The following is a 12956-nucleotide window of genomic DNA, read 5'->3' as shown; positions in this document are numbered from 1 at the left end:
CAAACGCCAACTCTGAATTGCCAGCGCATTGTGGGGAAATGGTGACGTTATCGCATTTCGTCCGGTGCGGCAGTGCCTGTAATGGCAAGTCCCGACTTCAAAACCGACGCGACGGCGTACACCAGCCCAAGTCTGGCAATAGTTGATTCTCGGTTTTTATCATTAACAAATCGTAATTCCGGCTGATCTTTACCTTTGTTCCAGTGCGCATGGAAAGAACTAGCGAGGTCGTAGAGGTAAAAAGCGACCCGATGCGGCTCCTGTGACTGGGCTGCAGCCTCGACGATCCGCGGGAATTCGGCGAGCTTGGCGACGAGCTGCAATTCGGCCGGATCGCCAATGCCTGCAACGGTTTGCGCCAGTTCGGCGGCCGAAACATCGAGGTCGCCAAAAGCCTCCCTCGCCTGCCGGAAGACCGACATGCAGCGGGCATGCGCATATTGCACGTAAAAAACCGGATTATCTTTCGACTGTTCCGTCACTTTGGCGAAATCGAAGTCGAGCGGCTCGGAATTCTTGCGATAAAGCATCATGAAACGCACCGAATCACGACCGACCTCCTCGACCACTTCCCGAAGCGTAACGAAATCGCCCGAGCGCTTCGACATCTTCACCGGCTCGCCGTTGCGATAGAGCTTGACGAGCTGGCAGAGCAGCACCGTCAGTTTCGCCTTACCGTCCGAAACGCCACGTGCAACCGCTTCCAGGCGCTTGACGTAGCCGCCATGGTCGGCGCCAAGCACATAGATCATCTCGTCGAAACCGCGGTCGAACTTGTTCTTGAAGTAGGCGACGTCGGCGGCGAAATAGGTGTAGGAGCCATCCGACTTGATCAGTGGCCGGTCGATATCGTCACCGACTTCGGTCGAGCGGAACAGCGTCTGTTCGCGATCCTCCCAATCCTCAGGCAGTTGTCCCTTCGGTGGCGGCAGCGTGCCTTTGTAGACATAGCCCTTGAAGGTCAGGTCGTTAATCGCCGTGCGGATCGCGGCTGCACCATGGGCATGCAGCGTGCGCTCGGAGAAGAAGACGTCATGATGGACGTTCAGCGCCGCCAGGTCTTCGCGGATCATCACCATCATCGCATCGATGGTGCGATCCTTGACGATCGGCATCCATTGGTCTTCCGGCATGTTGTGCAGCCGTACGCCGTAATCGGCGGCAAGCGACTGGCCGACGGGCACGAGATAGTCGCCTGGATAGAGACCCGAGGGAATTTCGCCGATCTTTTCGCCGAGCGCTTCGCGATAGCGCAGGAAAACCGAACGGGCGAGCACGTCGATCTGCGAGCCGGCATCGTTGATATAGTATTCCTTCTCGACGTCGTAACCAGCAAAGGCGAGCAGGTTGGCGAGCGCATCACCGACGACGGCACCGCGGCAATGGCCGACATGCATCGGGCCGGTCGGATTGGCCGAGACATATTCGACGTTGACCTTCCGGCCCTCACCAAGCGTCGAGCGGCCGTAATCGATGCTGGCGCCGATCATCGCAGCGAGCAGCCGCTGCCAGTAGCCGACGGCCAGACGGATGTTGATGAAACCCGGGCCGGCGACCGAAACCTCGGCGATGTCGGCATCCTCCCTGAGCTTGGCGATGATGATGTCGGCCAGCGCGCGCGGGTTGGTTCCGAGCGGTTTTGCCAGCACCATGGCGGCATTGGTCGCGACATCGCCATGGCTCGCGTCACGTGGCGGCTCGACGGCGATGCGGCCGAAATCGAGCTCGGATCGCTTTTCCCTGACCAGATCGATCTGTTCAAGGGCGGTTTTGATCCTGGCTTCGAAGTCGGTAAAAAGGTTCATCACACTCTTCCATGCATAGGCTGTGCCAAAGGCTTAAATCGGCCTTCGGCGGGGCGACCGCTGCCTATCGCAAATCCGGAGTCTGGTCAAACAATCGCCTGTGGGCGCTGATCGCATAGGTGTCGGTCATGCCGGCGAGATAATCGCCGACATGGCGGGCCTTCGGCGCATCCGACAGGCCGGCGATATGATCGACCCAGTAGTGGCTCTGCATCTCCTTGGGATTGGCCATGTAGGCGGCAAAGAGATCGGTGACGATCTGCGCCGCACCCGCACGGATGCGCATGATATCGGGATTGCGGTAGATACGTTTGAAGAGCATCGCCTTGATCAGCCTGTCGGTCTCGGCCATGTGATCGGAAAACGTGGCGATAACCCGGTCGGCACCGCGAATGTCGGCTGCGCTCTCGGGGCGCAGCAGGGAAAGGCGTGCCTGCGCGACGCCGATCACGTCTTCGACCATGCGGGTGATCTGCCGGCGCATGATCTCATGGGTGAAGCGGCTCGGCTCCAGATGCGGGTATCGCGCCCTGACCTCGGCCATCAGCCCGGCGAGAAACGGGATTTCCTCCAGCATATCGAAAGTCAGGTAGCCGGAGCGCAGGCCGTCGTCGATATCGTGGGTGTTATAGGCGATGTCGTCGGCGATCGCCGCGACTTGGGCCTCGAGACTGGCATAGGTTGCAAGCTCGAGATCGTGCAGCTCGCAATAATCGAGGATCGGCTGTGGAACGGGACCGCGCGTGCCGACACCTTCGGGCGTCAGCAGCGGACCATTGTGCTTGACCAGACCTTCGAGGCTTTCCCATGTCAGGTTGATGCCGTCGAATTCGGCATAACGCCGCTCCAGCTTGGTCACGATGCGCAGCGATTGTGCATTGTGGTCGAAGCCGCCATAGGGCAGCAGCACCTCGTGCAGCGCGTCCTCGCCGGTATGACCGAACGGCGTGTGGCCGAAATCGTGCACGAGCGCCACGCCCTCGGCCAGATCCTCGTCGAGCTTCAGGGCGCGGGCGAGCGCGCGGGCAATCTGCGCCACCTCGATCGTATGCGTGAGCCGGGTACGGTAATGATCGCCGTCCTGAGCGATGAAGACCTGGGTCTTGTGCTTCAGCCGTCGGAAGGCGGTGGTATGGACGATGCGGTCACGGTCGCGCTGGAAGTCGGAGCGCGTCGGGCTTTCATCCTCCTGATAAAGCCGTCCGCGCGTCGTCCAGGGGTCGGCCGCATAGACCGCCCTTTCACCGCTGCCGAAACCCAAAGCACGCCTATCGATCGTCATTGTTCACCGTCATCCTGCATGTTGCCGCATCTGCCCATTGACGCCGCTTTGCGCTCTTCATACCTATAGCCCGAAGAAACGGCAAAGAGGTGCTTTCTCAACCACCTCGGCGCATCATGGCCTTTTTACGAAGATCATGATAAGTTTGTTTGATATCAGGCATTTGAATATTCGAGTGCCAAAACCCATTCTCTCCGGATCTTGACCCCGGCAGGAGGAAACATGACGGATACGAGTGTAACCCTTTCAGATGCCGCAGCAAAGCGTATCGCTGCGATCGTCGGCGCCGAGGCCGGCAAGAGCGCGCTGCGCGTCTCCGTCGAAGGCGGCGGCTGCTCGGGCTTTTCCTACAAGTTCGACCTTGCCGACAGCGCTGATGACGACGACGTCGTCGTCGAAAAGAACAATGCCAAGGTGCTGATCGACAGCCTTTCGCTCGTCTACATGGCGGGTTCCGAGATCGACTTCGTCGACAATCTGCTCGGTCAATCCTTCCAGATCAAGAACCCGAACGCAGTGGCAAGCTGCGGTTGTGGCACCAGCTTCTCGATCTGAAGATCCGAACGCACTGCGTTCTCCCCATCGAACCGGCCGAAGATAATGCTTTCGGCCGGTTTACCGTCTTGTCCGACGACGAAAGACCACGATAAAAGAAGCGCACTAAAGCGCACCGCCTCGAAGCTGATTCATGCGGCGCGCTTTAGTTCTTTTGTTTTTATGCATGCCGTTATCCAGAACCGCTGCACATTTCTGGGCGACATGCATTATGCGCAACGGGACAGAGCCATGAAGATCGCGACCTGGAACATCAATGGCGTCAAGGCGCGCATCGACAATCTTACGCAATGGCTCAAGGATTCCGATCCGGATATCGTTTGCCTGCAGGAGATCAAAACGGTCGACGAAGGTTTTCCAAGGCTCGAGATCGAGGCGCTCGGTTATCACGTCGAGACGCACGGTCAGAAGGGCTTCAACGGTGTGGCCATTCTCTCGAAGAGTTCACCTTCCGAAGTGAACCGCGGCCTGCCCGGCGATCCGCTGGACGAACAATCCCGCTTCATCGAAGCGGTGTTCACCCTGCCCGACACACGTATCCTGCGCGTCTGCTGCCTCTACCTGCCGAACGGCAATCCTGTCGACACGGAAAAATATCCCTACAAGCTCGCCTGGATGGAGCGCCTGCGGACGTTTGCAGCCGAGCGGCTGGCCTATGAGGAGATGCTGGTCCTTGCCGGCGATTACAATGTCATCCCGGAACCGCACGACTGCTTCGATCCCAAGGTCTGGGAAAGCGATGCGCTGTTTCTGCCGCAGACGCGGGAGGCGTTCCGCCGGCTCGAAAATCTCGGGCTGACGGATGCCGTGCGCGTGACGACGGATGCGACGCAGCTCTATTCCTTCTGGGATTATCAAGCCGGCGCATGGCCGAAGAACAACGGCATCCGCATCGATCATCTGCTGCTGTCGCCTGAGGCCGCCGACCGGATGACGTCGGCTGCAATCGAAAAACACGTGCGGGCCTGGGAAAAGCCGTCCGACCACGTACCGGTCATCGCTTATTTCGATTTCACGGCCTGAGGCTTTTCGCCTTGATACTAGTCGTCGGAGCTAGTTGCGATGCTGTGCGAGAGGGATACCGCCGTGCGGCGGTCGGCCTCATTGGCAACGGAGAAGGCCTGTTCCTGCAGCGCTTCCATCCAGCTGCAATCCTTGGGCTTGCAGCGGTCGAGCGCGGCCGTCATCAGCGCCAGGCCGCGGGCCGTCTGGCCCTCGTCGAAAAGAATATTGCCGAAGACCGCCATGGCGCCTGGGTGACCGCTCTTGCGGGCCTGGTTCAGCCATTTCTTCGCCTGCTGCGGGCTGGAATTGCCGCCCTCGCCGGCCAGCATCATCTGCGCCAGCTGGAACTGCGCCTCGGGGACGCCAAAGGTGGAGGCCACCTGAAAATAAAGCTGGCGCGCCTGGCTGAGGTCGATCCGGACCGGACTGCCTGATATGCCGTGTTTGTAATAATTGGCGAGCGACAGCAGCGCGTTGACAAAGAAGCCGGTATCTTCCGAGCCCGGTTCGACGCCCTGCTGGGCGATTTCGCTGTAAATCTTGAAGGCTTCGAAATCATCCTGCGTGACACCGTCGCCATCGGCATACATATTGGCGAGCGCCCAGCGTGAGCCGGTGTGCCCCTTTTCAGCAGCGTATTTATAGGCTTCGACCGCCTCTTCCTTCTGTCCGTTCTTATAGGCCTTGAAGCCGAACTTGAAGAGGTCGAAGGGTCCGGATTCCTTGCTGACGCCCGCCTTGATGTCAAATGCGCGGACCGGGCCGGACAGCGCCAGCGCTACGGCCATCGACATGCCCATCAGCATGAATTTGAACAGTCTGAACTCGGACGTCACCATTTCAACCGATTTCTTTCGCTCATCGCAGGCAGGAAGCAGCGGCGCTCGCGCTGTGCATTCCGCGGATGTATTTCTTCGAGGCGAGCGATCCCGCGGCGAGCTCCATGGCTCCTTTGCCCGCGTCGCATCCAGCCCACTGGCCCTCTCTCGAAGGCCGAATTTTCAGCGCATCATTCAGAACCACCCGGCTCACGGCATGGCCCGACAGCAATCTCCGTGGCAGGCTTTCGACAGTTGCGGCATCCGCCTTCCCGCCTTCACCATAATCGTAAACAACAAATGTGACGAAACCGGTATCGACATCTCCAGGAAAGCCGTGCCGCTCATCCGAGCGGGCCGAAAACGACAACAAAGAACGGCTCGACGGCGCCGCCGTGAGACCGGATTGGCGGTCGCAACAGCCTTGTGCAGAAAGCGAAACGGCCGCAATCAAACGATTGTTGCCAATCGTATCGCGCGATCTGTTGTTGCCGGAAAAAAATCGACCCATGCTACTATTTACACGCACCGTAAGCCTGCCCATCACCTTGCCCGCAAATAGCGCTGCGCCCTCTTTGTGGCGGGAAATGGACAATTTCACCCCGCTGCCACCTTACGGCAATCGTCGTAAAAAAGTGTTGCTGAATCGTCACAAATCAGAACGTCCATTTGTCTTACGGAGTGCTCAAAAAAAGCCCGGCAGACTGCCGGGCTCTCAAACCTCTACTTGGGACGCAGGGTCAGAACTTGATCTTTACGCTGGTGGAAAGCGCCGCCACCAGATCGTCGCCGAAGGAATAAGAGACGTCGTCGCCGTAAGTCTTGCCGTTATAGACGAAGGTGCCGGATTCACCGGCGGTCATGATGCCGAGCGCACCGGCCAGACGCCATTCGACGTTTTCGACCGGCGTATAGGAAACACCTGCGCCAAGCGTCCACGTGTCGGTTTGGGCGCCGTAGCCCTGGCTTGTGCCGCGATCCCAGGTCAGGCTGAGGGCGCCTGCCCATTGGTCGTTGAACTTGTGGCCGACGCCGCCGCTGATCGTCCAGCCGTCGCGATACAAGAGGTCGAGCGAGGTGAGTTGGCTGCCGGCGTTGCAGGCGACGACGCCCTTGGTGGCCTTCGGGCAGAAGGCGATCGACTGAAGCACGCTCCAGTTCGTCCACTTGACCGAACCGAAGGCAAGCCAGTCGGGGGCAATGCCGCTCTGCAGCTTCAACTCGACGGAATCGGGCGCTTCGGCCGAACCGTAGACGGGCGTGACGATACCGAGGTAGGGATTGGTGGGACTGACGGCCTTCGGCACCTCGGTCAAGTCGACCGTGCCCGTGAGATCGTCATACTTGACCTTGCTGTTATAGACCAGGCTGGCGCGAAAGGCATATTCCGGGATTTCGTAGGCGACGCCCGCCCGCCATCCCCAAGCCTGGTCGGCAAGGTCCAGACGGCCAGTGCCGTCATAGATTAGTGCGGCCGGCAGAGTGGTGATCGGGGCGACGAGGCGCGTCTTGAACCCCTCGACCGTCTGGTAGAATCCGCCACCGATCAGGCGAAGCTGTCCGGGACCCATGTCGAAACGATAGGAGCAAGTGGCACCGTAGTTGCGGGTGCTGATCTTGGTTTCGATGTTGTTGTTGACGCCCAGCCAATCAGTGCCGGGATTGGTGTGTGCGCCGAAGGGCGTTGAATAATCGCCCAAGCAGTCGATGGCGTCTCCGAAACCAACCTTTACCCCGAGATAGGGGACCCAGTAATCCTCCGTCTCATCCGCTGTGGTCGAACCACCGCCGATGCCGTTGGTGCCGAGGCCGTCCGAGGCTTTGGTGTCCTTGACGTTCTTCAGCCTGCGCTGCGGCATGACATAGGTCGCACCGGATTGCACCGAGAACCGCGAATTGTCGAAGAGAAGGTCGATATTGTATCCGCCGCGCTCCAGACCGCCGGCGAAGGACGGCGATGCAAGCGACGAAAAAAGAACGAGCGACGTTACGCCCTTGGAAAACCTACGCGATGCCATTGTGTCTCCCCCACTCCAGCAATTGATGTCACGTCACTCTAGTAAGTGTTCGCTCGACATGGCAACGCGCGCCACGGCAGCGCTTCCAGGCATTGCAGCGACTAGCTTACGTAAAGAAATTGACGGACACGTCAAAAAATCTGGTTAATAAAATTTTATTCCCAGGTTATCGGTTTTAAGATGGGCTTTTGGGTTTTCATTCCAAACATTGCAGAAGCTGTATCAATCCGACAACAGTGGCAGTTTTCACCCCCAGGAGGTCCGTCCAGCCGTAATCCCCAGGCTCAGCGCCTGAAATCAGCCGCTTTCAGGCCGAATCACGCGCGCCGAAACCAATGAAAAAGACGCGCCCGAGGAGGGACGCGCCTTTGAAATAAAATACCAAAACGGGCGATGAACCTTACCCGGCTTCGCTTACCCTGGAGAGGGCAGTGTTCAAGCTGGCGATCTGGCCCTTCAGCTCGTCGAGGCGCTCGCGTTCGGCCTCGACCACTTCGGGATTGGCGTTGGCGACGAACTTCTCGTTGGAGAGTTTGCCGTTGATGCGCGAAATCTCACCTTCCATTTTGGCGATCGCCTTTTCGAGACGGGCCTTTTCGGCGGAAAGGTCGATCAGATTGCCGAGCGGCAGGCAGATGGTAGCCTCCGCGACGACGATCTGAGCAGCCCCCTTCGGCGCATCGTCGGCCAGCGATATTGCCTCGACACGGGCAAGCCGCTTGATGGCGGCGTCATGGCGGAACAGACGTTCGCGCGTCAGGTTGTTGGCCTTGACGACGACGAGCGGGGCTGTCGCCGACGGCGGTACGTTCATTTCGGCGCGTACTGAGCGGATGCCGGAGACGAGGTCGATCAGCCAGTTGATCTCGTCGGCGGCCGCGTCGTCGGCATAGGAGGGCGACGGCCATTCGGCATGGCAGACCAAGGTGTCGCGCTCTTTGCCCTCGCCTGCCGTATGGGCCCAAAGCTCTTCGGTCATGAAGGGCATGAAGGGATGCAGCAGCTTGTAGATCTCTTCGAGAATATAGGCGCTGCAGGCCTGGGCCTCGGCTTTGGCACCCTCGTCCTCACCATTGAAGACCGGCTTCAGGAGCTCGAGATACCAGTCGCAGACCTCGTTCCAGACGAAGCGATAGAGCGCGCCGGCGGCATCGTTGAAGCGGAAGGCTTCAAGCGCTTCCGTAACGTCACGTTCCGTACGGGCAAGCTCCGTCAGGATCCAGCGGTTGATGGTGAGTTCGGCCGCCTCGGGCACAAAATGCGGGTCGCTCTTGACACCGTTCATCTCGGCGAAGCGCGTGGCGTTCCAGAGTTTTGTGCCGAAGTTGCGATAGCCGGCGATGCGGGCCGGATCGAGCTTCACGTCGCGGCCCTGCGCCGCCATGATCGCCAGCGTGAAACGCAGCGCGTCGGCGCCATATTCATCGATCAGTTCCAGGGGATCAATGACGTTGCCCTTGGACTTCGACATCTTCTGCCCATTCTTGTCGCGCACCAGCGCGTGAATGTAGATCGTATGGAAGGGTTCGACAGGATCGCCATTCTCGTCCTTCATGAAATGCAGGCCCATCTGCATCATGCGAACGACCCAGAACGGGATGATATCGAAACCGGTGACCAGAACACTCGTCGGATAATAGCGTGCGAGTTCCGGCGTTTCGTCCGGCCAACCGAGTGTCGAGAATGGCCAGAGCGCGGAGGAGAACCATGTGTCGAGCACGTCCTCATCCCGCGTCAGGATCTCGCCCGGCTTGAAGTTTTCGAGCAGGTCCTCGACATAAGCCTTCATTGGTCCTTCATGCGAGAGGTAATGCTGGATCGCCGCCTGCAGCGCCTCTTCCTCTGTCTGTTCGACAAAGACCTGGCCGTCCGGGCCATACCAGGCGGGAATCTGATGCCCCCACCAGAGCTGGCGAGAAATACACCACGGCTCGATGTTCTCCAGCCAGTTGAAATAGGTGTTTTCCCAGTTCCTGGGAATGAACCTGGTTCTTCCCTCGCGAACGGATTCCAGCGCGGGTTGTCCCAACGTCTTGTTGTCGACAAACCATTGTTCAGTCAGCCGCGGCTCGATAGGCACGCCGCCGCGGTCGCCGTGCGGCACCATGTGCTTGTGCGGCTCGATCTTGTCGACGAGGCCGGCCTCTTCGAAAATCTCGACGATGATCTTGCGCGCGAAGAAACGGTCCTGTCCTTCCAGACGGTCCCAGGCGCCATGCAGCGCTGCCGGATTGTCGAGACCTTCGAGGAAGTCCTCGTTCTCCTTGATGGTAATCGTGGCATCGACATTCATGACATTGATGGTACGCAGCTTCGCGCGTTTGCCGACCTCGAAGTCGTTGAAATCATGCGCAGGCGTGATCTTCACCGCGCCCGTGCCGGCCGTCGGATCGGCATAGGAATCAGCGACGATCGGTACCTTGCGGCCGACGATCGGCAGGATGACATGCTTGCCGACGATCGATTCATACCGCTCGTCTTCGGGGTTGACGGCAATGCCGGTATCACCCAGCATCGTCTCCGGCCTCGTTGTCGCGACGACAATATAGTCACGCGTCTCGAATTCGGTCGGCTTGCCTTCCTCGTCGAATGCAATCGGATATTGGTAGGTGACACCCGGCTCTAGCGGATAGCGCAGATGCCAGAGATGGCCCTTTACCTCGTGCTGCTCGACCTCCATGTCGGAAATGGCAGTCAGGAGTTTGGGGTCCCAATTGACGAGGCGCTTGTCCTTGTAAATCAGGCCTTCCTTGTAGAGTGTGACGAAAACTTCGAGGACGGCCTTCGACAGGCCCTCGTCCATGGTGAAGCGTTCGCGCGACCAGTCGCATGAGGCACCAAGGCGCTTCAGCTGGTTGAAGATCAGGCCACCCGATTCAGCCTTCCACTCCCAGACCTTGTCGATGAAGGCGTCGCGGCCCATTTCGCGGCGGCCGGGCAGCTGCTGTTCCATCAGCTTGCGCTCGACGACCATCTGCGTGGCGATGCCGGCATGGTCCATGCCCGGCTGCCAGAGCACGTCCTTGCCGCGCATGCGCTCGAAGCGAACCATGATGTCCTGCAACGTGTTGTTGAGCGCATGGCCCATGTGCAGCGAACCGGTAACGTTCGGCGGCGGGATGACGATGGTGAAGGTCTCGGCCCCGGGCTTGGCGTTCGCGCCGGCGCGGAAGGCGTCGTCCTCATCCCATTTTGCAGCGATTTTGGGTTCGACGGCAGCTGAATCATAGGTCTTGTCGAGCATTTTCTGACCAATTTCGAGGTTCGAGGATGGCGTTTGTAAATAGGATGGCTACCGGCAAGTCAATAAAAAAGCCGCCCCGGAGACCGGAGCGGCTTTTCAGGAAAAAGCAATCCGATCAGCGGCGCGGGCCGCGCGCCACGCGCTCGATCTCTTCACGCACCAACCGCTCGACCAGCGTCGGCAGATTGTCGTCCAACCATTCGCGCAGCATCGGGCGCAGCATATCCTCTGCAATCTCGTCCAGCGAGCGGCGCTCCGCACCGTCGATCGCGGCGGCGAGCTCCTCGAAAGAGCGGCTGATCTGCAGACCGGCATCCTGTGAAAGCAGCGTCGGCTGGACCTCGTCCATGACGCTCGGCAGAAAACGTTCGGCCGACGACTGTGCGGGTTCCAAAACCGGCGGCATTGTTTCGACGGCGGGCGCCGGCTCGTCGATTGCGACCCGCGGTGCTTCCGCATAGACCGGCTCGGCCGGCTGCTCGATCACCGCCTGCGGAACGGGTGCAACGCTAGCCGGAGGAAAAACAGGCTGCGCCGGCTGCGGCTGCGGTGCTGCTGCACGCGGCGGCTCCGGCATCACTGCCGGCTGCGGTTCGGGCTGGCGGAAGCCGCTCGGAATCTCACGCAGTGCCTGACCGGCCTGCACGGCGCTGCGCTCGGAGGCGGCGCGCACGCGGGCGGCGACATCGGCAAGCGACAGGGCGCGGGCCGGCACTTCTGCTTCAGGGGCGGTGCCGGCCGAATTGGCGGCGACGAAACGCGGATCGGAGGAGCGCATGGCCGGTTCGGGGAACTCCACGCCGGCATAGGTGTCATCCACCGTCAGATGGATTTCGGAGCCGTTCTCGTCCTCATCGGCGCCGTAGACCGGCGGCAGGGATGCGGAGATCGCCTTGCCGGCGCCGGGCTCATTGCTTTCGATGATCTGGCGAATGGAGGCCAGAATTTCTTCCATGGACGGTTCACGCGCTACACCTGGCTGAGCCATTTCAATCCCCGTTATCCAAAAACAACGACCGGATGATGTGGAGCGTTCACCCGAATCACCACGACCTTAGAATACCCCAGGCAGGAAAAAAATCATCGCGAATCAAATGAATGCGGCCATGCACAGTTTTGTTACCCGATGTTTGCGACCTGGCGGCATCAGGGTAATTCATGTTTGTGAAGGCTTTCCAGCGGCACGAACAAAAACCGAGCATTAATGACAAGCCTTGCTCTTTACTCGGCGTCATCCTCGGCCTTGTGCCGAGGATCTGCGACAGAGAAATAGGCAGGCCTATTAGCCGGTCTGACAGGCCCCATTGACGCCCGTTGCTGAATTCATCGACAAAACCGCCTCAGAAAACGAATTCGCGCGCCTTGGCGAAACCGGGCAGCGGCTTCACGGAGGCATTGAAGAAGACGTTTTCCGAAACGGCGCCGCGCTCGGCGACGAATACCTTGGCGCGGGCAGCATTGCCGTAACCTTCGACGGTGATCAAACGGCCGCCATCACGCAATTGACCGAGAAGAGCCGCCGGAACCTCCTCGACTGCGCCATTGACGAAGATCAGATCATAGGGAGCGCCGGCAGCGTAGCCCTTTTCGAGTGGTCCGGTCACGACTTCGACTTTGGCATAGCCGGAAAGCTGCGCCTTCGCCTCGGCGGCCAGCGTCTCATCGCATTCGAGCGAGATGACGGAGCCGGCAATGATCGACAGCAGCGCCGATGCGTAACCCGTACCGCAACCGACTTCGAGGACGAAATCATTCTTGGTGATCGCGGCCAGTTGCAGCAGCTTGGCGAGCGGCGATGCCTCCATCAGGAATCGGGCCGGCTTTCCCGGTGCTGCGGCCGATATCTCGACATCGTTGTCGATGTAAGCCAGCAGCTTCGCCTTCTCCGGCACGAATGCCTCACGCGGCACGGAGAGAAACGCCGTCAGCACGGAATGCGAGGTAACGTCCGTCGTGCGAACCTGGGTGTCGACCATCTTTGCGCGCGCTGCTTCGAAATCCATCATGTCCTCTGGCTCTTGAAAGCGGTTCCTATCCTTCGTCTCTTAATCCCCGCCACGGTTGCTTTCAAGGCTTGGCAGCCTCCGGCGTAAAGAATCCGGCAGGCGCATCTTCCGCGCCACAGGGGGATTGAAGCGCTGCAACGCAAACGTGGAATCCCCTGCCCCGTCATGTTATGATCCTCAACGGAGGAAATAAGGAGGAGCAGGCAATGTCTGCGATTTTCGA

General features: G+C 59.6%; 10 protein-coding genes. 2 read left to right on the top strand and 8 right to left on the bottom strand.

Annotated features, from left to right (window positions below):
* Positions 1-47: 47 nt before the first annotated feature.
* Positions 48-1805: an arginine--tRNA ligase gene (gene argS, locus HJB89_RS17315; RefSeq protein ID WP_221132664.1), complete on the bottom strand. Its 1758-nt coding sequence runs from the start codon at positions 1803-1805 to the stop codon at positions 48-50.
* A gap of 64 nt (positions 1806-1869) precedes the next feature.
* Positions 1870-3087 carry a deoxyguanosinetriphosphate triphosphohydrolase gene (locus HJB89_RS17310; protein WP_207583962.1) on the bottom strand — a complete coding sequence of 406 codons (1218 nt, stop codon included), beginning with the start codon at positions 3085-3087 and terminating at the stop codon, positions 1870-1872.
* A gap of 222 nt (positions 3088-3309) precedes the next feature.
* Between HJB89_RS17310 and erpA the strand changes: the two genes are divergently transcribed.
* Together erpA and xth are read left to right on the top strand one after the other, a co-directional pair.
* Positions 3310-3642, top strand: a complete 333-nt coding sequence (erpA, locus tag HJB89_RS17305; RefSeq protein WP_164009248.1) for an iron-sulfur cluster insertion protein ErpA — start codon at positions 3310-3312, stop codon at positions 3640-3642.
* 231 nt (positions 3643-3873) lie between these two features.
* On the top strand, positions 3874-4665 hold the full coding sequence (xth, locus tag HJB89_RS17300; protein WP_207583961.1) for an exodeoxyribonuclease III: 792 nt from the start codon (positions 3874-3876) through the stop codon (positions 4663-4665).
* A 17-nt stretch (positions 4666-4682) separates the two neighbouring features.
* Here xth and exoR read toward each other — a convergent pair whose 3' ends face one another.
* From exoR to HJB89_RS17270, 6 genes are all read right to left on the bottom strand, one after another.
* On the bottom strand, positions 4683-5486 hold the full coding sequence (gene exoR, locus HJB89_RS17295; protein WP_207583960.1) for an exopolysaccharide production regulator ExoR: 804 nt from the start codon (positions 5484-5486) through the stop codon (positions 4683-4685).
* A gap of 19 nt (positions 5487-5505) precedes the next feature.
* On the bottom strand, positions 5506-6066 hold the full coding sequence (locus tag HJB89_RS17290; protein ID WP_246762742.1) for a hypothetical protein: 561 nt from the start codon (positions 6064-6066) through the stop codon (positions 5506-5508).
* 139 nt (positions 6067-6205) lie between these two features.
* Positions 6206-7483 carry an OmpP1/FadL family transporter gene (locus HJB89_RS17285; protein ID WP_221150274.1) on the bottom strand — a complete coding sequence of 426 codons (1278 nt, stop codon included), beginning with the start codon at positions 7481-7483 and terminating at the stop codon, positions 6206-6208.
* A 400-nt stretch (positions 7484-7883) separates the two neighbouring features.
* Positions 7884-10727 carry a valine--tRNA ligase gene (locus HJB89_RS17280; protein ID WP_221116316.1) on the bottom strand — a complete coding sequence of 948 codons (2844 nt, stop codon included), beginning with the start codon at positions 10725-10727 and terminating at the stop codon, positions 7884-7886.
* A 115-nt stretch (positions 10728-10842) separates the two neighbouring features.
* The gene (locus HJB89_RS17275; RefSeq protein WP_221116315.1) at positions 10843-11715 is read right to left on the bottom strand and encodes a DUF2497 domain-containing protein; all 873 of its coding nucleotides are present in this window, start codon (positions 11713-11715) and stop codon (positions 10843-10845) included.
* Positions 11716-12067: 352 nt separating this feature from the next.
* The gene (locus HJB89_RS17270) at positions 12068-12733 is read right to left on the bottom strand and encodes a protein-L-isoaspartate O-methyltransferase (RefSeq protein WP_221132668.1); all 666 of its coding nucleotides are present in this window, start codon (positions 12731-12733) and stop codon (positions 12068-12070) included.
* Positions 12734-12956 lie beyond the last annotated feature (223 nt).

Origin of the sequence: Rhizobium sp. NZLR8 (assembly GCF_019685025.1) — a bacterium.
In the GTDB taxonomy this organism is placed as follows: Bacteria; Pseudomonadota; Alphaproteobacteria; order Rhizobiales; family Rhizobiaceae; genus Rhizobium.
The sequence above is the reverse complement of the archived record's forward strand: the minus strand, read 5'-3'. Positions and strand labels throughout refer to the sequence as shown.